Annotated in this window: 22 protein-coding genes; 10 read left to right on the plus strand and 12 right to left on the minus strand. The window is 67.4% G+C overall.

Annotated features, from left to right (window positions below; translation table 11 throughout):
• Positions 1 to 31 precede the first annotated feature (31 nt).
• Complete coding sequence (locus tag KCG34_RS06125) at positions 32 to 1,039, minus strand: NAD(P)H-dependent flavin oxidoreductase (RefSeq protein ID WP_211939506.1); 1,008 nt, start codon at positions 1,037 to 1,039, stop codon at positions 32 to 34.
• Positions 1,040 to 1,255: 216 nt separating this feature from the next.
• Here KCG34_RS06125 and KCG34_RS06130 point away from each other — a divergent pair, with 216 nt between their 5' ends.
• Positions 1,256 to 1,759, plus strand: a complete 504-nt coding sequence (locus tag KCG34_RS06130) for a TetR/AcrR family transcriptional regulator (RefSeq protein ID WP_211939507.1) — start codon at positions 1,256 to 1,258, stop codon at positions 1,757 to 1,759.
• 6 nt (positions 1,760 to 1,765) lie between these two features.
• On the opposite strand, the gene KCG34_RS06135 is transcribed toward KCG34_RS06130, so the two are convergent.
• From KCG34_RS06135 to rlmJ, 4 genes are all read right to left on the minus strand, one after another.
• Entirely contained in the window at positions 1,766 to 2,206 is a 441-nt protein-coding gene (locus tag KCG34_RS06135) for a glycine zipper 2TM domain-containing protein (RefSeq protein WP_211939508.1), read from the minus strand.
• A 94-nt stretch (positions 2,207 to 2,300) separates the two neighbouring features.
• Positions 2,301 to 2,753 (minus strand): DUF4112 domain-containing protein, encoded by a 453-nt coding sequence (locus tag KCG34_RS06140; RefSeq protein WP_211939509.1) that lies wholly within the window; start codon positions 2,751 to 2,753, stop codon positions 2,301 to 2,303.
• Between the two features lie 57 nt (positions 2,754 to 2,810).
• Positions 2,811 to 3,398 (minus strand): hypothetical protein, encoded by a 588-nt coding sequence (locus tag KCG34_RS06145; protein WP_211939510.1) that lies wholly within the window; start codon positions 3,396 to 3,398, stop codon positions 2,811 to 2,813.
• 119 nt (positions 3,399 to 3,517) lie between these two features.
• Positions 3,518 to 4,345, minus strand: a complete 828-nt coding sequence (rlmJ, locus tag KCG34_RS06150) for a 23S rRNA (adenine(2030)-N(6))-methyltransferase RlmJ (RefSeq protein ID WP_211939511.1) — start codon at positions 4,343 to 4,345, stop codon at positions 3,518 to 3,520.
• A 163-nt stretch (positions 4,346 to 4,508) separates the two neighbouring features.
• Here rlmJ and KCG34_RS06155 point away from each other — a divergent pair, with 163 nt between their 5' ends.
• Complete coding sequence (locus KCG34_RS06155) at positions 4,509 to 5,681, plus strand: acetyl-CoA C-acetyltransferase (protein WP_211939512.1); 1,173 nt, start codon at positions 4,509 to 4,511, stop codon at positions 5,679 to 5,681.
• A 169-nt stretch (positions 5,682 to 5,850) separates the two neighbouring features.
• Positions 5,851 to 6,228, plus strand: a complete 378-nt coding sequence (locus KCG34_RS06160) for a VOC family protein (protein ID WP_211939513.1) — start codon at positions 5,851 to 5,853, stop codon at positions 6,226 to 6,228.
• A 28-nt stretch (positions 6,229 to 6,256) separates the two neighbouring features.
• Here KCG34_RS06160 and KCG34_RS06165 read toward each other — a convergent pair whose 3' ends face one another.
• On the minus strand, positions 6,257 to 6,724 hold the full coding sequence (locus KCG34_RS06165) for a hypothetical protein (RefSeq protein WP_211939514.1): 468 nt from the start codon (positions 6,722 to 6,724) through the stop codon (positions 6,257 to 6,259).
• Between the two features lie 232 nt (positions 6,725 to 6,956).
• On the opposite strand from KCG34_RS06165, the gene KCG34_RS06170 reads away from it, so the two are divergent.
• The gene (locus tag KCG34_RS06170; protein ID WP_211939515.1) at positions 6,957 to 8,408 is read left to right on the plus strand and encodes a hypothetical protein; all 1,452 of its coding nucleotides are present in this window, start codon (positions 6,957 to 6,959) and stop codon (positions 8,406 to 8,408) included.
• 14 nt (positions 8,409 to 8,422) lie between these two features.
• Here the strand turns inward: KCG34_RS06170 and KCG34_RS06175 are convergent, their stop codons facing one another.
• Complete coding sequence (locus tag KCG34_RS06175) at positions 8,423 to 8,593, minus strand: hypothetical protein (protein ID WP_211939516.1); 171 nt, start codon at positions 8,591 to 8,593, stop codon at positions 8,423 to 8,425.
• Between the two features lie 130 nt (positions 8,594 to 8,723).
• On the opposite strand from KCG34_RS06175, the gene KCG34_RS06180 reads away from it, so the two are divergent.
• Genes KCG34_RS06180 through KCG34_RS06190 form a run of 3 tightly spaced genes read left to right on the plus strand, consistent with a single transcriptional unit; the run spans position 8,724 to position 10,383 of the window.
• Positions 8,724 to 9,050, plus strand: coding sequence for a PadR family transcriptional regulator (locus KCG34_RS06180; RefSeq protein ID WP_211939517.1), 327 nt, complete (start codon positions 8,724 to 8,726; stop codon positions 9,048 to 9,050).
• The gene (locus KCG34_RS06185) at positions 9,047 to 9,622 is read left to right on the plus strand and encodes a DUF1700 domain-containing protein (protein ID WP_211939518.1); all 576 of its coding nucleotides are present in this window, start codon (positions 9,047 to 9,049) and stop codon (positions 9,620 to 9,622) included. Before KCG34_RS06180 ends, KCG34_RS06185 begins: the two co-directional genes overlap by 4 nt.
• Positions 9,619 to 10,383, plus strand: coding sequence for a GIN domain-containing protein (locus KCG34_RS06190; protein WP_211939519.1), 765 nt, complete (start codon positions 9,619 to 9,621; stop codon positions 10,381 to 10,383). Before KCG34_RS06185 ends, KCG34_RS06190 begins: the two co-directional genes overlap by 4 nt.
• Positions 10,384 to 10,489: 106 nt before the next feature.
• Here KCG34_RS06190 and KCG34_RS06195 read toward each other — a convergent pair whose 3' ends face one another.
• On the minus strand, positions 10,490 to 11,281 hold the full coding sequence (locus KCG34_RS06195; protein ID WP_211939520.1) for a phytanoyl-CoA dioxygenase family protein: 792 nt from the start codon (positions 11,279 to 11,281) through the stop codon (positions 10,490 to 10,492).
• A gap of 92 nt (positions 11,282 to 11,373) precedes the next feature.
• On the opposite strand from KCG34_RS06195, the gene KCG34_RS06200 reads away from it, so the two are divergent.
• Both KCG34_RS06200 and yghU read left to right on the plus strand, forming a co-directional pair.
• On the plus strand, positions 11,374 to 12,375 hold the full coding sequence (locus KCG34_RS06200; RefSeq protein ID WP_211939521.1) for an NADP-dependent oxidoreductase: 1,002 nt from the start codon (positions 11,374 to 11,376) through the stop codon (positions 12,373 to 12,375).
• An 84-nt stretch (positions 12,376 to 12,459) separates the two neighbouring features.
• Positions 12,460 to 13,341 carry a glutathione-dependent disulfide-bond oxidoreductase gene (gene yghU, locus KCG34_RS06205; protein WP_211939522.1) on the plus strand — a complete coding sequence of 294 codons (882 nt, stop codon included), beginning with the start codon at positions 12,460 to 12,462 and terminating at the stop codon, positions 13,339 to 13,341.
• Here the strand turns inward: yghU and KCG34_RS06210 are convergent.
• The gene (locus tag KCG34_RS06210) at positions 13,338 to 13,961 is read right to left on the minus strand and encodes a class I SAM-dependent methyltransferase (RefSeq protein ID WP_211939523.1); all 624 of its coding nucleotides are present in this window, start codon (positions 13,959 to 13,961) and stop codon (positions 13,338 to 13,340) included. The two genes, yghU and KCG34_RS06210, sit on opposite strands and share 4 nt — an antisense overlap.
• A 115-nt stretch (positions 13,962 to 14,076) precedes the next feature.
• Between KCG34_RS06210 and KCG34_RS06215 the strand changes: the two genes are divergently transcribed.
• Positions 14,077 to 14,232, plus strand: a complete 156-nt coding sequence (locus KCG34_RS06215) for a hypothetical protein (RefSeq protein WP_211939524.1) — start codon at positions 14,077 to 14,079, stop codon at positions 14,230 to 14,232.
• Positions 14,233 to 14,338: 106 nt separating this feature from the next.
• Here KCG34_RS06215 and boxB read toward each other — a convergent pair whose 3' ends face one another.
• The 3 genes from boxB to KCG34_RS06230 all read right to left on the minus strand — a co-directional run bounded on the left by boxB (position 14,339) and on the right by KCG34_RS06230 (position 18,360).
• Positions 14,339 to 15,760 carry a benzoyl-CoA 2,3-epoxidase subunit BoxB gene (boxB, locus tag KCG34_RS06220; protein ID WP_211939525.1) on the minus strand — a complete coding sequence of 474 codons (1,422 nt, stop codon included), beginning with the start codon at positions 15,758 to 15,760 and terminating at the stop codon, positions 14,339 to 14,341.
• Positions 15,760 to 17,403, minus strand: coding sequence for a 2,3-epoxybenzoyl-CoA dihydrolase (gene boxC, locus KCG34_RS06225; RefSeq protein WP_211939526.1), 1,644 nt, complete (start codon positions 17,401 to 17,403; stop codon positions 15,760 to 15,762). Before boxC ends, boxB begins: the two co-directional genes overlap by 1 nt.
• A 72-nt stretch (positions 17,404 to 17,475) precedes the next feature.
• Complete coding sequence (locus KCG34_RS06230) at positions 17,476 to 18,360, minus strand: helix-turn-helix transcriptional regulator (protein WP_211939527.1); 885 nt, start codon at positions 18,358 to 18,360, stop codon at positions 17,476 to 17,478.
• Between the last annotated feature and the right edge of the window lie 6 nt (positions 18,361 to 18,366).

Raw genomic sequence — 18,366 nt, forward strand, 5'->3', positions numbered from 1 at the left:
AACATCACCCTTTTTTCGCGGGTGGCCAGGCCTACTCCGCCGCCATGGCCAGGGGCGCGCCGCGGGTCAGGGTGGTCTTGGACGCCAGGTCCGCCTTGGCCGCCTCGTATTCGCCGGCCAGGCGCGCCACCAACTCGGCCGCGGTCGGCACGTGCTTCACCGCGCCGATGCCCTGGCCGCAGCCCCAGATGTCCCGCCAGGCCTTGGCTTCCTGGTTGCCGCCGGAGCCGAAGTTCATCTTCGAGGGATCGCTCTGCGGCAGGTTTTCCGGATCCAGCCCCGCCTTGATCACCGAGGGCCGCAGATAGTTGCCGTGCACGCCGGTGAACAGGTTGGAATAGAGGATGTCGTCGGCCGAGCTCTCGACGATCATGTCCTTGTAGCCCTGGGCGGCGTTGGCTTCCTGGGTGGCGATGAAGGCCGAGCCGATATAGGCCAGGTCCGCGCCCATGGCCTGGGCGGCCAGAACCGCGGCGCCATTGGCGATCGAGCCCGACAGGGCCACCGGCCCGTCGAACCAGGCGCGGATCTCCTGGATCAAGGCGAAGGGCGAGAGGGTGCCGGCATGGCCTCCGGCGCCGACCGCCACCGGGATCAGGCCATCGGCGCCCTTTTCGACCGCCTTGCGGGCGAAGCGGTCGGTGATCACGTCATGCAAGGTGATCCCGCCATAGGAATGGATGGCCGCATTGACGTCCTCGCGCGCGCCCAGCGATGTGATCACCACCGGCGCCTTCCACTTCACGCACAGCTCGAGATCTTCCTCGAGCCGGTTATTGGTCTTGTGCACGATCTGGTTCACGGCGAAGGGCGCAGAGGGCGCCTCCGGGTGGTCGCGATCCCAGGCGGCCAGCTCCTCGGTGATGCGGTGCAGCCACTCGTCCAACAGCGAGACCGGCCGGGCGTTCAGCGACGGGAACGAGCCGACGATGCCCGCCTTGCACTGGGCGATGACCAAGTCCGGCCCCGAGATGATGAACAGGGGCGAGGCGATGACCGGCAGGCGGAGGCGGTCGCGCAGGACGGGAGGCAGGGCCATGAAAGCGTTTCCTTGGGGGCTTGAAATGCGGCGGGTTGTCGATGATCGCTAGGTAATGTACTAAGTATATTTACAAAGTACGCGACGCTTTGCAAGCCGGAAACGAGGCCCGCCCTGCCCCGCCCCCTGACCGACCACGAGGTCGCCGAATTCCGCGACCGGCTTCTGGAAGCGGCCACGCGCCTGTTCTCGGCGCACGGGGCCGAGGGCTTCACCATGCGCACCCTGGCCGCCGAGGCAGGCTGCAGCCCCATGACCCCCTACCGCTATTTCAAGGACAAGGACGAGATCCTGGCCGCCGTGAGGGCCCTGGCCTTCGACCGCTTCTCGGACGCCCTGGAGGCCGCGGCGAACGGGTCGGGCGATTCTCGGGCCCGCTCCACCGCGGTCGGCGAGGCCTATGTCCGCTTCGCCCTGGAGAACCGCGAGGCCTACCGGTTGATGTTCGCTATGAGCGTAAGCGGCGACGAGCGTTTCCCCGACCTCGCCCGCGCCCGGGCGCGCTCGAACGGCAACATGACAGCCTACGTCCAGGCGATGATCGATGAGGGCGCGCTGAAGGGCGACGCCGGCGCCATAGGCCAGATGTTCTGGGCCGCCATCCACGGGGTGGTGATGCTGGACATGACCGGCCTGCTACGCGACGGCGCCGACGCCCTGAGGCGCGAGATGATGCGCACCCTGTTCATCGGCCTGAACGCGGCGCCGGCGCGAAGCTGAGGCCGATCAGGGCTCGCACCGCTCGGTCGTGCGGGTCACCGGCGAACCGTCCGCGGCATAGTAGGTCTCCTCGCGCCGGGTACAGGTGCGGCCATAGTGGTCGTGCCACATGGTGATGGTGGTCGGTGCGTAGGTCGGCGGCGGCGGCGCGGGCTGCACATAGGCGACGGGCTGGGGCGCCGGTTGGCCGCACGGCTGCTTGGAGCGGCTCATCTGGTTGCCGACCACCGCCCCGCCGGCCGCGCCGACCAGGGCGCCGTCGCCCTTGTGGCCGTGGCCCGCCACCGCGCCGCCCAGAAACGCGCCGGCTGCGGCGCCGAACAGCGTGCCGATCACCTTGTTGTCGTGCTTGACCTGTTCGCAGCTGCTGTCGGCGGCGCGGGCGGCGCCCGGCGCGACCAGGGCCAGGGCCGCCATCGCCAGAAGCGCGTGCTTGATCGTCTGCATCTTGAAAATCCTCCAGTTCCGCGGGCGCAATGGCCGCGCTTGTTGGAGGAACGACGCGTCCGCCGGCTTTCATCCCGGCTGGAGCAAAAAAGTTTCAGCCCAGGCTGACAGCCCGTCGCCGGTCGTTGGGTTTGGCCCCCAGACTGACGCCGCCTTCGACATAGCGGGTTGCGTCGATAGCCCGCAGCATCAGGTCCGCGGTCCATTTGTGGGCGCGGAACACGTCGACCACCAGTTCGACCGGCAGGAAGGGCAGGAAACTCTCGCCCAGGGCCGTGACCAGCGAGCGCGCGCTCAGCAGGACAAGGCCCGTGACGAGGGTGGCGACGGGCAGCCTGGCGCGCCAGCCCTGCAGCAGGAGATAGCCGCCGGCGCCGAGGCTATAGAGCGTGCCCACCGCCGGGACCCAGGCCAGAAGGCCATCGAGGCCGATGCCGAAGCGGCCCAACTGCAGGATGTTGTCCGACAGCCGGCCGACGTTTTCCAGCGAAGCCCGGATGCGGGCGACATCGTCAAGGGTCTCGGCGCGCTTGAAAGCCAGGTCCATCCCAGGACCATGACCGGGATTGGCCGGGTCAGCAAATCCCGGCGCGGTCGATGCGACCTACTTCTTGGCCGGCGGGCGGCGCGGGGCGCGGACGGTCGGGGCGGCGACGACGGCGGGCTTGGCGGCCGGCGCCTTGGGCTTGACGGCCTTGGGCTTAGGCGCGGGCTCGGGCGGGGCGGCGTCGACTTTCGGGGTCACGAGCGGGGTCGCTTCGACGATCTCTGCGGCGGCTTCGACGATCGGCTCAGCCAAGGCGTCCGCCGCAGGTTCGACGGGTGATGCGATAGCGGCTTCGGCAACCTCTTCGACCGCTTCTACCACCGCGTCCTGGGCTGCCTGCATATCTTCGGCCACGGCTTCCACCACCTCGACCGCAGTCTCGGCTAGCGTGGCGACCATAGCGGCCTCGGTTTCGACGATCGCCTCGACCGCGGCCACATCCGACGGTTCAGGCGGCGCCAGCAGGGCCTCAAGATTGGCGGGGCGCATCCAGCGGGTCATCCACCAGTAGGCGACGCCAGCGCTGGCGGCCGCGCCGAAGGCCAGCCACAGCGGCGAGACGGCGCCGAGGGGCGCTCGCAGGGCGCGGTCAGGCGAGAGCGTCTCGCCGAAAAAGCCGAAGGTGGGGGATTGAGGGGCAGCCATCACACGCACTCCTATTGCCGGCGCAGACGCATTGTGCAGCGCAGCATAACACAGCCCAGAGCCTTCGCATCTGCAAAATGGCTGGATTGGGCGATTTCCCTAAAGGAAACGTGTGACGGTCATATGCGCCAGACGCGCGCCTCTCCGCCAGGCTGCCCCAGATGGCTCACGGTCCATTGGCACGCCTCAGCCAGCACAGGCTGCAACGATGCTGGAGGATTGGCCGTCACCAGGGCGCAGCCGTTCATCTTCATCGGGTCGGACAGGGGCCGCAGCCGCGCCTCGGCCACCAGGATTGGCGGCGGATCGCCCGCCTCGATCCCTCGCAGGAAGGCGTCGAACGTCTCCAGGTCCTTCAGCGGCAGCCAGACCATCACCACCGCGGCCGGATTGCGGGCCAGGACGCCGGCCAGGGCCCGGCGGGACTGCGCGTAATCGTCACCGCGTTCGAACGGCGGGTCGATCAGGACAAGGCAGGCGCCCTTGGCCGGGGTCCGCGCCGGCGCGGTCGCAAAGCCGTCGCCAACCACAGTCTCCAGCAAGCCTTGGGCAGGCGGCAGGCTGCGCTTCAAGCCCTGCGCGTCCTCGGGCCTGAGTTCGCAGGCGATCAGCTTGTCGCCTTGGCGCAGCGCCGCCGCCGTCAGCCAGGGCGAACCGGGGTAGAACCGCAAGGCCCCGCCTGGATTGGCCCGCCGCACGGCCCGGACCAGGGGCGCCAGGGCCGCCGGCGCATCATCGGCCGCCATCAGCCGCCCGATCCCCGCCTCGGCCTCGCCCGACTTCCTGGCCATCTCGCCACCCAGGTCGTAGAGCCCCGCCCCGGCGTGGGTGTCGATCACGGTCAGCGGCCCGCCCTTGCCGGTCATCTCGGTCAGCAGGGCCAAGAGGCCGGCGTGCTTGACCAGGTCGGCGAAATTGCCGGCGTGAAAATGGTGGCGATAGTTCACTCTGGCTTTCCTTGGGCTACCCCGGGGGTATCATCCGCAAAAGCTCGGCCGGCAAGGGATTGACGGCGACGGAAACTGACGTTCGCGGAAAGCCCCTTGCCATCCCCTACGTAAGGTCGGTTTGATCGGCTCAACTCATCATCGATAACTTTCGGAGGATTGCATGGGCGAAGCTTATATCGTGGCTGCGGCGCGCACCGCGGGCGGGCGCAAGGGCGGCCGTCTGGCGGGCTGGCACCCGGCGGACCTGGCCGGCAAGGTGCTGGACAATCTGATCGACCGCGTCGGCTGCGATCCCGCCCTGGTCGAGGACGTGATCATGGGCTGCGTCAGCCAGGTCGGCGAACAGGCCACCAACATCGCCCGCAACGCGGTCCTGGCCTCCAAGCTGCCCGAAAGCGTGCCCGCGACCTCGGTCGACCGTCAGTGCGGCTCATCGCAGCAGGCCCTGCACTTCGCCGCCCAGGCGGTGATGTCGGGCTCGATGGACATCGTCATCGCCTCGGGCGTCGAAAGCATGACCCGGGTGCCGATGGGCTCTTCGGTGGTGCTGCACGCCAAGGCCGGCATGGGCGTGCCCAAGAGCCCGAAGATGGAAGAGCGCTACCCGAACATCCAGTTCAGCCAGTTCGTGGGCGCTGAGATGATCGCCAAGAAGTATGGCCTGTCAAAAGACGAACTGGACGAGTTCGGCTTCTCCAGCCAGTCGCGCGCCATCGCCGCCACCCAGAGCGGCGCCTTCAAGGACGAGATCGTCGCGCTGGAGATCACCACCGCCGACGGCAAGACCGAACTGCACACGGTCGATGAGGGCATCCGCTTCGACGCCAACCTGGACGCCATCCGCGGCGTGAAGCTGCTGCAGGAGGGCGGCGCCCTGACCGCGGCCACCTCCAGCCAGATCTGCGACGGCGCCTCGGGCGTCATGGTGGTCAACGCGGCCGGGCTGAAGACCCTGGGCGTCGAGCCCCTGGCCCGCATCCACCACATGACCGTCATCGGTGGCGACCCGGTGATCATGCTGGAAGCCCCGATCCCCGCCACCGAGCGGGCGCTTAAGAAGGCCGGCATGAGCATCGACGACATCGACCTCTATGAAGTCAACGAGGCCTTCGCCTCGGTGCCCAAGGCCTGGCTGCAGGTGCTGGGCGCCGATCCCGACCGGCTGAACGTCAACGGCGGCGCCATCGCGCTCGGCCACCCGCTGGGCGGCTCGGGCACCAAGCTGATGACCACCCTGCTGAACGCGCTCAAGGCCCGCGGCAAGCGCTATGGCCTGCAGACCATGTGCGAAGGCGGCGGCCTGGCCAACGTGACCATCGTCGAGCGGCTGTAAGTCGGTCGCAGCCTGACCTCGGAAAGGCGCGGGCTTCGTGGCTCGCGCCTTTTCTTCTGAACTTTCGCAGCCGGGCCATTCGCGGCCAGCGGTTGCGATCGTCACGGTCCCGCTCCATCTCCGGAGCCGTGGATCGAACCACAGCCAAGCCAGTACGGGAGGAGACTGCATGTTTTCGCACATCATGATCGGGACCAACGACCTGGACAAAGCCAAGTCGTTCTATGACGCCCTGCTCGGGACGCTGGGCGTACCGCCGGCCCGGGTGGACGGCCACCGGATCTTCTACTTCACCCCCACCGGCATCTTCTCGGTCTCCAAGCCGATCAACGGCGAGCCGGCCACCTTCGCCAACGGCGGCACAGTCGGCTTCGCCTGCTCATCGCCGGACCAGGCCGACGCCTGGCACGCGGCAGGGCTCGCCGCTGGCGGGACCACCTGCGAAGACCCGCCGGGCGTGCGCGAAGGCGCCACCGGCAAGCTGTACCTCGCCTATCTGCGCGACCCCGACGGCAACAAGCTCTGCGCCCTGCACCGGATGCAGTAGGGCGCCGGCTTAGACCGAAAGCGACCGATCAGCCGCCCGCCTCATCCTGTGGGGTGGGCGGCTCTGTTTTGCCGTCGTGCTTCTTGTAGGGCTTGTCCGGCTTGACGCCGAGTTCGACAGTGACGTCGGCTTGGTCCGGCTTCACGTGTTCGTTCAGCTTCAGCGGCGCGATCTGTTCGGCCAGCAGCGCCTTCTTCCACGGATTCATGCCGATGCAGTAGCCGGTAAGGTCGCCGCAGGCGCGCACCTCGCCGGTGACGGTGTCCTGCACGACAATGATGATCTGGTCGTCGATTGGCTGGGCTGTGCTCTCGTCCTTAGTCTGCTGCGTCGAGATCAGCTTCGTCCACTGCTTGCTCGGGCCGTAGAGGCCTACCCCCGCGTAACGGCCATGCTGAGCGGCCTGCCGTTCCTCCGCCGCAGGTTCCGACAACTTCTTGCAGCCCGACAGGGCGAGACCCGCCAGGACCAGGGCGGTGAACGGGCGATGGCTCAACTGAGTCCACTCCGGGGAGGATTGATCACGGTTTCGTGATCGTGAACCCTGGCCGGGAGGAGTCAAGGGTTTCAACCGATGATCGCCTGGGGCGGCTGGTGGCGGGCCTGGCTTGGCCCGGAGAATTGTAGCCCTCGCGACTACAACCTAGTGTGCAGCTTAGGTCGGCGTCGATTCTTGTGGGGGCGTGATGATTGGGCGCGGTGTAGTCTTTGGCCTTGCGTTATTGGCCTTGGCCATCTTTGCGCCGATCTCCGCCCAGGCGGCCGACGTATTGGCCTATCCGCAATGGAGTTCCGACCAGATCCGCGCGGCGCGGCCGGTGGAACCGGAGGGCGCCCTGGTCTTCGACCTGAAGACTGAAGAGGTCGGCGGCAAGACGCCCAAGACGACCACATCTGCGGTGACCTTGGAGCCGAGCTTTACCCTGGTGGTCACAGGCGCTCAGCACGTCCTCTATGACCATCGGCTCTGCCGCACACTCATCTGGACGGAAGGCAAGCCGGGGCTGCACAGCATGAGTTGCTACGCTGCGCCGGCGTTCAAGACCTTTGAGCTCACCAACCGGCGCTACCTGGCCAAGATCACGAGCGCGCTCGGCAAGGCGTCGCCGCTCGACAACGATCCATACTGGGCCGAGGCCGAGTTGGGCTACCAGGACAAGCCGGCCGATCGGCTCGCGAGCAGCCGCTCCGGAGACAAGACCGAGTACCGCCTGGGCGGCGAGGTCGTCGCCCGCTTCGGCGGATCGCTTGGCCCGATCAATGACGAGGAGCGTCGGCGGTTCATCCGCTATCTGGCCGACGCTCAGCCTATCCATCCCCAACTCAGGCACGACCTGAAACAGAATTCCGATCTGCCGGCCCGGCTGGAGGTCGAAACCACGGCCCTGCAGGACAAGCACTGGATCATCCTGTCCCTCGGCGGCCTCAGGCGCGAGCAGCGCCCCTACCCGCTGCCGTCCGGGCTGCAGTCGGATCTGCGCCTGGGCGACGGCTTCGAAAGCCCGTTCGAGGCCAAGGGCGTCGCCCAGGCCCTGATGGCGATCGACGGAACCTCGACCATTCCCAAGCCGGCGCCGGACGCCCTGCTGGACCAGATGGAGACCGCCGCGAACCAGGGCCAGAACACCACCGCGCTGATGCTCTTCTTTGAGTACACCCAACAGTACGGTGTCCTCATCAAGGGGCCGGACGGCCCCCGAATCCTGGGACGCGTGCGCGCCGTCTTGGCCAAGATCCGGCAGGACGGCGAAGTCTCCAAGTTCCTCGAGGCGAACCGCTTGGCTGGAAGCAGCGACGAAACAGGCGACCGGCAGGCCGCAGCCCGCTACCTCGCTGGCGCCTCGGCGCTCGACCGGCTGCCCTTCGGGACATTCCGGTACGTGACCTTCACCAATCTGGTCATGATGTCGAAAGATGCGTCCTCTTGGGACAAGGTCATCTTCAGCACCATGCCGCCAAGGCCGGAGGACGAGTTCTGGACACACATCGCCGCCTATCCCTGGGCTAGCAACGCCTACAAGGATTTGGGCGATCTCTACCTGGACGGCTTCGACGCCGACAAAGCGTGGCTCGCCTTCGATCTCGGCCGCGCAGTGGATAAGGACTGGAAGGCCGGGAACCTCAGGCTGCCCGCAGAGTTCGAGGACCGGTTGAGGGCGAGCCAGGCCGACGCTTTCTGAATTCAGCCGACCGCCTACTTCTTCATCCAGGGCTTCGAGGCCCCAGCCGTGACGCCCGCCACCTGCTCGCGGTGGACCTTGCCGCGGCCCGGCGGTTTCGGCTTGGCCTGGTCCGCCGCCCGCTTCATGCGCAGGGCGCGTTCCATCGGCGTTTCGGCGGATTCGCTCTTCGTGTGATCGCTCATCCGCTTGGAATAGCACAGCCATGACGCTCGTGCTCGGCCACCCGGATCATGAACTATTATTCATAACAAGCTACCTTGCGCCGCAAGATACCTATTGATATCCACTAGCCCATCGCAAGGAGGTGTTCTGGTGGTCGAAGCGGTGCAGGTTCAGCTGAAGAAGGGGGTGCTCGAGCTCTGCGTGCTCGCCTTGCTCTCCGGCGGCGACGCCTATGCCTATGAGATCGCCAGCCGCCTCGCCAAGGGGATCGATATGGGAGAGGGCACCATTTATCCGTTGATGCGGCGGATGCAGGTGGACGGGCTGGTCGACACCTATCTGGTGGAGAGCTCCTCCGGGCCGCCGCGCAAATACTATCGCCTGACCGCCGCCGGCCAGGCCAGCCTGACCGCGCAGAAGGCGGAATGGGCCGCCTTCTCGGCCGCGGTCGACGAGATCGTCGGAGGCGCGCAATGAGCCGCCAGGCCTTCATCTCCCGCCTGCGCCTGGGCCTTTCCGGCCTGCCGCCGCAGGTGATCAACGACATCGCCGCCGACTACGAGGCCCACTTCGACGAGGGCGCCGCCGCCGGTCGCAGCGAGGCCGAGATCGCCGCCGCCCTGGGCGACCCCGACCGCCTGGCGCGCGAGTTGCGCGCCGAGGCCTCGCTGAAGAACTGGGAGGCCCAGCGCAACCCTTCCGCAGCGGCCGGGGCGATCTTCGCCATACTGGGCCTGGGCGCGATCGACCTTCTGGTGCTGTTGCCGATCCTGATGTCGATCGGCGGGACCCTGTTCGGCTTCGCGATCGCCGCCCTCGCCTGCTTCGCCGCCGGCGCGGTGGTGTTCGTCGCAGGGCCAGTGTTCGTGCACGGCCTGCCGATTGCGGCGGTGATGATGGCGGGCCTGGGGATCATGGCCCTGGCCACCTTCATCGGCTCGCTGACCACCCTCGTCACCATCGGTTTCGTCAACGCCCTGGTCTGGTACGGACGCCTGCACATGCGCGTCCTGAAGCCGGCCCTGGAGCCCACCGGGAGCGCCGCATGATCCGCACCCTCGCCCTGATCGCCGCCGTCAGCTTCGTGCTGGCCATCGGTTGCTTCGCCGGCGTGATGGCCAGCGCCGGCGGCCCCTTCTGGATCGACGATAGCGGCCAGGTTCACCGCGGAACCTGGAGCCACTGGGACCACGACCATGAGGACCATGAGCATTGGAACCGCTCGCATGACGACGACGGCGACCGCTCGCCGGCCGCCCAGCGCGACTTCACCTGGACCGGCGGCCACAAGCTGATCATCGACGTCCCCGCCGACGTCACCTATCAGCAAGGCGCGGCCACCAAGCTGACCATCAGTGGGCCGCAGGCGGTGCTGAACCGGCTGCGCGTCCAGAACGGCGAGATCTCGACCGACGGCTTCGGCTGGGATGACGGCCGGCTGAAGATCAGCCTGACCGCGCCGGACGTGGACAGCTTCGAGGTCAACGGCTCGGGCGACCTGGCCATCACCGGCTTCAACCACGACCAGCTGTCGGTGGAGATCGCCGGCTCGGGCAAGGCCGCCGCCGAGGGCCAGGCCAAGCGGGCCGAGCTGCACATCAGCGGCTCGGGCGACGCCGACTTCACCAACCTGAAGCTGGACGAGGCCAAGGTCGAGGTCTCGGGCTCGGGCGACGCGGTGATCGGCCCCAAGCAGATGGCCCAGGTCGACATCTCCGGCAGCGGCAATGTGCGGCTGCTGAACGCGCCCAAGACCCAGAAATTCAGCGTCTCCGGCTCGGGCCAAGTGACCCAGCCGAACAGGGGCTGAAGCCCAAGAGCGCCGCGCGCGATTCGGGAATCGCGCGCGGCGCTCTAGTTTTTTGATGTCGCATCGTTTTTGCGGAAAACCGGCATCCACTTTTCCGCACGATGCTTTAGCGATCCCAGATCGAGCGGAAGCTTCCACGGCCCGTCAGGCGCTGCTGGGGGCTCTGCTTGTCGATGTGGCCGATCAGGCCGCGATAGACGCCATAGCCGATCAGCTCCTGCAGCCGGGGCGAAAAGCCCCTCACCTGCGCCGGGTCCAGGCCCAGCTGCTGGTTCTCCTGCTGGCGGATGAAGCCGGCGCAATAGTTCATCGCCACCCCCATGCGCCGCCGGTCCGTGCGATTGGCGCCGCCGCCATGCCAGAGCGCGCCGTCCCAGATCAGCACCGAGCCCTTGGCCATCTCGGCCGGGATGGTGTCATAGGCGCCGCCGTACTCGGGATTGGCCTTCAGGTGGGAGCCCGGGACCAGGCGGGTGGCGCCATTGGGCTCGGTGAAGTCGGTCAGGGCCCACATGGAATTGCAGACTAGCGGACGATGCGGCTTGTCCAGCGGGATCACCTGGTCGTCGGCGTGGATCGGCTGGGCGACCTCGCCGGGGTCGATGGCGATCGAGGACAGGGACGAGATCAGGCAGCCGGCATCAAGCACGCCCTCTACGATTGGCAGCACCGCGGGGTGAACCGGAACGCGGTCGAAGGGCGCGCCGAAGGCCAGGAGGTTGTAGATGCGCACCGTGTGACGGCCTTCGAAATCGTTGCCGGCGGGGCGGACGTCCCGCTCCCGCTCGATCCGCGCCAGGGCCTCGTTGAGGGCGTCGACCAGGTCGGGCTTTATGGCGTTCTCGACGATCGTGTAGCCCCGCGCCTGGACCTGAGCGATATGGGCCTCCGCATCCATGGTCTTTCCCTCACCTCTGTCCGGAACAAGGCCTATCGTCAGGCGCTATCGCGGCGTGCATGATCATCCCCAACAATAACGGGAGCCGGCGCATGGGCGAGATCAATCGTCAGATCCAACTGGTGGCCTCGCCCCAGGGCAAGCTGGGCCTGGAGCACTTCAAGCTGGTCGAAGGCGCGATGCCGACGATCGGCGAGGGCCAGGTGCTGTTGCGCACCCGCCTGCTCTCGCTGGACGCCGCCAACCGGGCCTGGATGCAGGGCGCGACCTACCGCTCGGCGGTGGAGGCGGGCCAGGTGATGGCCGGCGGCGCGGTGGCCGAGGTCGTTCAGTCGACCGCGGCCGGCTTCGCCCCCGGCGACCTGGTCTTCGCCGACACCGGCTGGCAGGACTTCTCCGCCCTTCCGGCCACGGGCCTGCAGAAGCTGGCGCCGATGGAGCCGATGAGCCACCTGCTCAGCGTCTATGGCGTGGCCGGCCTGACCGCCTATTTCGGCCTCCTGGAATGCGGCCAGCCCAAGGCCGGCGAGACCGTGGTGGTCTCGGCCGCAGCCGGTTCGGTCGGTTCTCTGGTGGGCCAGATCGCCAAGATCAAGGGCTGCCGCGTGGTCGGCATCGCCGGAGGCGCGGACAAGTGCGCCTATCTGACCGGCGAACTCGGCTTCGACGCGGCCATCGACTACAAGGCGACGCCGGTCGGCAAGGCCCTGCGCGAGGCCTGCCCGGGCGGGATAGACGTCTATTTCGACAATGTCGGCGGCGACATCTTCGAGGCCTGCCTGTTCAACATGAAGCTGCACGGGCGCATCGCCTGCTGCGGGGCGGTCTCGCAATATGACGGCGCGCCGCCGCCGCATGGGCCGCGCGGTGTGCCGGGCTTGATCGTGGTGCGTCGCTTGACCCTGCGTGGCTTCATCGTCTCGGACTTCTACGACCAGCAGTCCAAGGCCCTGGGCGACCTGAAGGGCTGGGTCGAGTCCGGCCAACTGAAGGTCCCCGAGGATATCATCCAGGGCCTGGAGAACACTCCCGCCGCCCTGATCGGCCTGCTTGCCGGCCAGAACGTCGGCAAGCGCATGGTGCGGGTCAGCTAGGGGGACCCCTGGTCAAACCCGGTCGCCTCACCCACATCCACAAACGCAACCCACATCCGCCGCCAGACGCCCGGAGCCTGCCGCATGACCGAACCCACCGAGTACATCCCGCCCAAGGTCTGGGTCTGGAACAAGGAAAGCGGCGGACGCTTCGCCAATATCAACCGGCCGATCGCCGGGCCGACGCACGACAAGGTGCTGCCGGTCGGGCGCCACCCGATGCAGCTCTACTCCCTGGCCACGCCCAACGGGGTCAAGGTCACGGTGATGCTGGAAGAGCTCCTGGCCCTGGGCCACGCAGGCGCCGAGTACGACGCCTGGCTGATCCGCATCAACGAGGGCGACCAGTTCGGCAGCGGCTTCGTGGCCGTCAATCCCAACTCCAAGATCCCCGCCCTTCTGGACCGCAGCGGCCCCGAGCCGATCCGTGTGTTCGAGTCGGGCGCCATCCTCTTGCACTTGGCCGAGAAGTTCGGCGCCTATCTGCCCACCGAGCCCAAGGCGCGGGCCGAGTGCCTGTCATGGTTGTTCTGGCAGATGGGCAGCGCCCCCTATCTGGGCGGCGGCTTCGGCCACTTCTACGCCTACGCCCCGACCAAGATCGAATACGCCATCGACCGCTTCGCCATGGAGGTGAAGCGCCAACTGGACGTGCTGGACCGGCGGCTGGCCGAGGCCGAGTTCCTAGCCGGAGACCAGTACACCATCGCCGACATGGCGGTCTGGCCCTGGTATGGCGCCCTGGCCAAGGGCCTGCTGTATGAGGGTGGCGAATTCCTCAGCGTGCAGGACTACAAGAACGTGCAGCGCTGGACCGACCACATCGCCGAGAGGCCCGCGGTCAAGCGCGGACGGATGGTCAACCGCGGCTGGGGCGATCCCGCCAGCCAGCTGATCGAACGCCACGACGCCTCGGACTTCGAGACCCGCACCCAGGACAAGCTGGCGCCGGCGGCGGAGGGCTAGACCCGTCCGGCCACGCCCCACTCGTTCCAGCCCACCGGCCGCGGGGTCTTGGGCAGGTACATGTGCTCGACCCGCTCCAGCGAAAAGCCGGCCTCCGCGATCGCGGAGGCTATGGGGCGGGTCAGGTGGCAGCCGCCGGCGAGCCGCTTCCAGACCGGCTCCAACCGTCTCTGCCAGCACGCCACGCCCTCGTCGGGCGCCCCGCCGTGCTCGCAGAACAACATCCGCCCGCCAGGTTTCAGCACCCGCCGCGCCTCGGCCAGCACCGTGGCCGGCGTGCAGACCGAGCACAGGGTGAAGGTGCAGACCACGCTGTCGAAGCCGGCGTCCTCGAACGGCAGGGCCTCGCCCACGCCATCCAAGACGCTCACGGACAGCCCCTCCGGCCGCGGCGCCGCCAGAGCCCGCGCGCGCAGGGCCTCGGAAGGATCGACGCCGAACACGCCCGAGACTTTGGCCGGATCGTAGAAGGGAAGGTTCAGCCCGCCGCCTATGCCCAGCTCCAATACCCGCCCCTCGGCCAGGGGCACGACCTTGGCGCGCTGCTTCATGATCGGGCGCGCCGAGCAGGCGCAGCCGATCAGCCGCGGCATGATGTGGCGATCATAAAACGAAGTCATAGGGGAAGCTTACGCACGCTCTGCGCCATCTGTCAGGATGTTACTTCTTTGACGACGCCTGGTGGACTTCGGCAGCCCGACCTCAGACGGATTTTTGCATTCCGAGAAGCGCAAGATGAATTCTCCGACCTTGACCTACCGCACGAACCACGCTCGCTTCCATCCGAGCGCCAGCCACATGCTCCCGGCGGCGATCGCAGGCGCCCTGGGCCTGTCACCGAAGGCCACGGAGAACATGATCTTCACCAGCTTCCGCTACTATCCGTTCTAAAAGTCAGGACTTTTCGAAAGTCTGCGAAGGGCGCGCCTCGGCGCGCCCTTTTTGTTCGGTTGGGTGGCTGAGGCGCTTCAAATGGAAATTGGGTGCGAGGCCCCACTCACAACCGTACATATACGTAGTCGGTCGGCCGATCGTTGATCCCCTGGTCCGGCGGCGCGATCCAGGACGCCATCTTGCCCGGCTCGGTCACCGGCCGCATCAGGCTGTGAACGAAGGCGCGGTCGGCCTCGGTCGGCAGCCAAGCGTCCTTTTGGACGGCGAAAGCTTCGGCGCTGATCGGCCGGCCGTCGAGGTCCACGCTCGCCCCCGCCCAGGCCCCGATCTGGCGGTTGAAGCGCCGGTTGGGCAGGCGGTAGCGGAAGTCGAACCCGGCTGCAGCGATGATCCGGTTCCACCGCTCCATGAATATCTCGCACTCCTCGACATAGGACGAGCGGATGGTCTCGTTCAGCGCGTTGCGCAGGGGGATCTCCTCGCTGGCGACGCCGCCGCGCCCGTCGGGGCTTTCCAGGGTGAAGGTCTGGCCCTGGGCCAAGTGGTCGTCATAGCGCGCCTCGTCGGGGCGCCCTTTCAGGCCGCCGGCGAAATAGGCGGCGGCGTTGGAGGAAGCCTCCGAGCCGAACAGGTCGACCGCCGACGAGAACCAGAAATTGATGTACCGCTGGATGGTCGGCAGGTCGATCGCGCCGGCCGCGCGGATCGCTGCGGGATCGTCGGTCCTGAGCTCATTCATCACCTCGATGGTCCGCTTGGTCACCCGGGCCAGGCCCGTGTGACCGATGAACATGTGGTGGGCTTCCTCGGTCAGCATGAACTGGCAGGTGCGCGCCAGGGGATCGAAGGCGGATTCCGCCAGGGACATCAGCTGGTACTTGCCGTCGCGGTCGGTGAAGAAGGTGAACATGAAGAAGCTCAGCCAGTCGCTGATCGGCTCGTTGAAGGTGCCGAGGATGCGTGGCTTGTCGGCGTCGCCCGAATGACGGATCAGCAGTTCCTCGGCCTCTTCGCGCCCGTCGCGGCCGAAATGGGCGTGCAGCAGATAGACCATGGCCCAGAGGTGGCGGCCTTCCTCGACATTGACCTGGAAAAGGCCGCGGAGGTCGTAGAGCGAGGGCGCGGTCAGGCCCAGGAGGCGCTGCTGCTCCACCGAGGCCGGCTCGGTGTCGCCCTGTGTCACGATCAGGCGGCGAAGGGTCGAGCGGTGCTCGCCGGGCACCTGCTGCCAGGCCGGCTTGCCGTATTCGTCGCCGAAGCCGATGGTCCGGTCCGGGGTGGGATCGGCCAGAAAGATACCCCAGCGGTAGTCGGGCATCTTCACGTGCCCGAACGAGGCCCAGCCCTTGCGGTCGACCGAAACCGCCGTGCGCAGATAGACGTCGGCGGACTGGAAGTCGCTGGGCCCCAGGTCGCGCCACCAGTCGAGGAAGCGGGGCTGCCAGTGCTCCAGCGCGCGTTGCAGCGTGCGGTTGGACGCGAGGTCCACATTGTTGGGGATGCGCTCCTGGTAGTCGATGGCCATCAGACTCGCTCCCAATTGAATTGCGGCTTGGATCCCGAGCCGAACAGCTTCAGGGCCCCGGCCTCGCCGGTGGCGTTCGGGCGGTTGAACACCCAGTTCTGCCAGGCTGACAGCCGGCCGAAGATCTTGGTGGCGAGGCTTTCGCGGCCGGCGAAGCGCAGGGACGCCTCCAGGCCGGTCAGGGCGTCCGGCGACAGGGCGGCCCGCTCCTCGATGGCGATGCGAATCTCCTCGTCCCAATCGAGATCGTCGGGCGCGACCGTGACGAGGCCGTGCTCGAAGGCCTGGTCGGCCCCGAGGGACCGCCCGGAGAGCTGGCGCAATTCCCCCAGGCGGACCTCGTCGCCCGAAAAGCGCGCCGCCAGCCGGGACTGGCCCGTCAGATCCGGCAACAGGCCGAAGTTGAGCCCGTCCAGGGCGATCGAGACGGCTTCCGGGTCATCCTCCGGCAGGGTCAGCATGTAGCTGCGGTCGGCCGCCAGGGCGACTTCGAACAGCAGGCCCGCAAAGCATGAGGCGCGGTCGATCACCGCGTAGAGACTGCGCGAAGTGGCGTCCAGACGATGCAGGGTCCGGCGCAATAGGCCCACCGTCTCGCGCGCCAGCCAATGGTCCTGGTGCTCGATCAAGCCACGGTCGGCGGCCAGCACGGCGGCCGGATCGCCCTCGCTGCGGATCACCCAAAGGCCGAGTTCCGGCTCGTTGGCGCGCAGCATCAGGATGGCGTCGTCCAACTCCCGCGCCAGGGCCAGCGGCCACCAGTCGGCGCCGCGAGCGGTGATCTGGTCGAGAGACAGGCTTTCGACCGTTTCAGGCGCCTTCAGGGTCAGATGAACCGTGCGGCCTGCCCTGTCGAAGCGGGCGTCGACGTGCCGATAGTGGTAGCCGGTCTCGTCAATGCAGCGTTCGAGCGGCGTAAGGGCGATCCCGTCAGCGCTTTCAGGCCGCGAAGACTTCGCGACCAGCGCTTCGGCCCGCTCGCGCACCTTGGCCGGGAACGCGTTCGGGGCGGCGATATGGTCGACCAGACCCCAGGCCAGGGCCTTGGCGCCCTTGACCCCATCGGCGCTGGTGCAGAACAGGTCGGCCAGGTCGCGCCGCACCTTGCGCTTGTCGACCACGCGCGTCAGGCCGCCGGTGCCGGGCAGGACGCCCAAAAGCGGCACTTCCGGCAGGCTGACCACGCTGGAGCGGTCATCGATCAGCACGATTTCGTCGCAGGCCAAGGCGACTTCATAGCCGCCGCCGGCGGTGGTCCCGTTCAGCGCGGCGACGAACTTCAGGCCGTCGTGTCGCGAAGAGTCTTCCAGGCCGTTGCGGGTCTCGTTGGTGAACTTGCAGAAATTCACCTTCCAGCCGTGGCTGGAGTGGCCCAGCATGTAGATGTTGGCGCCGGCGCAGAACATGCGGTCCTTGCCGCTGGTGATCACCACGCAGCCGACCTGGGGGTGCTCGAAGCGAATCCGCTGCAGGGCGTCGTAGAGCTCGATGTCGACGCCCAGGTCATAGGAATTGAGCTTGAGCCGGTAGCCCGGGACCAGTCCGCCTTCCTCGTCGACATCCAGCGTCAGGGTGGCGATGCGGCCGTCCACCGCCAGGCGCCAGTGGCGATAAGCCGTTGGCGTGCGATCGAAGGTGATCATGAACGACTCCCTATTCAGGAGTTATAATGCATCTCAAATTCAGCCAAGCAAGCATTATATTGCATATTTCTGTCACCCGAGCGCATTGACCATGTCATCCAGAGCCTCTTCCGCCGATCGGCCGCTGGTCGAGACTTCAAGATCCGCGCGGGCATAAAGGGGGCCGCGGGCCTCCAGAATCCGCTTCAGGTCGGCCATGGACTCGTCGTTGTCGGCCATGGGACGCATGTCGCCCTGGGCGATCACGCGCTGCATATGCTCGGCCGGACTTGCCTTGAGCCAGACTGTCCGGCAGCGCGCCAGGAGCAGCTCGAAGGTGGCGGGGTCGGAGACCAGGCCGCCACCCACCGCGATCACAGCGGCTGGATGGGCTGCGATCGCCCGTTCCAGCGCCTGACGTTCCAGGCGGCGAAAGCCGGCCTGGCCGTAGAGGTCGAACAGGGCGGCGAGCGGCATGCCGGCGGCGGCTTCGACCGCTTCGTCCAGCTCGATGAAGGGAACATTGAGCCGTTGGGCGAGAAGCCGACCAAGCGTCGATTTTCCTGCGCCTTTCAAGCCGATCAGGGCGATGCGGCGGCGGCGCTCGGCCTCATCGCCGCCATAGGTTCGGGCAAGCCCCCGGCAGGCCTCGGCCAGGGCGTCGGGCGGAAGGCGGCGCAGCAGTTCGATGGCGTGCGCCAATTCGGTCGGTGGTTCGGCCTCAACCGCCACCAGGTCCTGCAGCGAGGCGTTGAGGGCCTGGGCGATCTGGCGCAGCAGGAGGATGGAGACGTTCCCTCGACCGGCCTCCAACTGAGCCAAGTATCGCTCCGAAACGCCGGACTCGCGAGCGAGGATCTTGCGGGTCACCCCATGGCGGGCGCGCAGGCGCCGGACCTGCTCGCCCAGCCTGAGCAGGTAGAGCTGATCGGCGTCATCGACGCGCCCGTCCACGGTCGTCGTAAGGGCTTCGCTCAAGCCATG

This window comes from Phenylobacterium montanum, assembly GCF_018135625.1.
Taxonomy (GTDB): domain Bacteria; phylum Pseudomonadota; class Alphaproteobacteria; order Caulobacterales; family Caulobacteraceae; genus Poindextera; species Poindextera montana.

Coding starts and splice junctions, on each gene's coding strand:
- KCG34_RS06125 (WP_211939506.1), bottom strand. CDS start 1,039: ATGGCCCTGCCTCCCGTCCTGCGCGACCGCCTCCGCCTGCCGGTCATC.
- KCG34_RS06130 (WP_211939507.1), top strand. CDS start 1,256: ATGCGCACCCTGGCCGCCGAGGCAGGCTGCAGCCCCATGACCCCCTAC.
- KCG34_RS06135 (WP_211939508.1), bottom strand. CDS start 2,206: ATGCAGACGATCAAGCACGCGCTTCTGGCGATGGCGGCCCTGGCCCTG.
- KCG34_RS06140 (WP_211939509.1), bottom strand. CDS start 2,753: ATGGACCTGGCTTTCAAGCGCGCCGAGACCCTTGACGATGTCGCCCGC.
- KCG34_RS06145 (WP_211939510.1), bottom strand. CDS start 3,398: ATGGCTGCCCCTCAATCCCCCACCTTCGGCTTTTTCGGCGAGACGCTC.
- KCG34_RS06155 (WP_211939512.1), top strand. CDS start 4,509: ATGGGCGAAGCTTATATCGTGGCTGCGGCGCGCACCGCGGGCGGGCGC.
- KCG34_RS06160 (WP_211939513.1), top strand. CDS start 5,851: ATGTTTTCGCACATCATGATCGGGACCAACGACCTGGACAAAGCCAAG.
- KCG34_RS06175 (WP_211939516.1), bottom strand. CDS start 8,593: ATGAGCGATCACACGAAGAGCGAATCCGCCGAAACGCCGATGGAACGC.
- KCG34_RS06185 (WP_211939518.1), top strand. CDS start 9,047: ATGAGCCGCCAGGCCTTCATCTCCCGCCTGCGCCTGGGCCTTTCCGGC.
- KCG34_RS06190 (WP_211939519.1), top strand. CDS start 9,619: ATGATCCGCACCCTCGCCCTGATCGCCGCCGTCAGCTTCGTGCTGGCC.
- KCG34_RS06195 (WP_211939520.1), bottom strand. CDS start 11,281: ATGGATGCGGAGGCCCATATCGCTCAGGTCCAGGCGCGGGGCTACACG.
- KCG34_RS06200 (WP_211939521.1), top strand. CDS start 11,374: ATGGGCGAGATCAATCGTCAGATCCAACTGGTGGCCTCGCCCCAGGGC.
- yghU (WP_211939522.1), top strand. CDS start 12,460: ATGACCGAACCCACCGAGTACATCCCGCCCAAGGTCTGGGTCTGGAAC.
- KCG34_RS06210 (WP_211939523.1), bottom strand. CDS start 13,961: ATGACTTCGTTTTATGATCGCCACATCATGCCGCGGCTGATCGGCTGC.
- KCG34_RS06215 (WP_211939524.1), top strand. CDS start 14,077: ATGAATTCTCCGACCTTGACCTACCGCACGAACCACGCTCGCTTCCAT.
- boxB (WP_211939525.1), bottom strand. CDS start 15,760: ATGGCCATCGACTACCAGGAGCGCATCCCCAACAATGTGGACCTCGCG.
- boxC (WP_211939526.1), bottom strand. CDS start 17,403: ATGATCACCTTCGATCGCACGCCAACGGCTTATCGCCACTGGCGCCTG.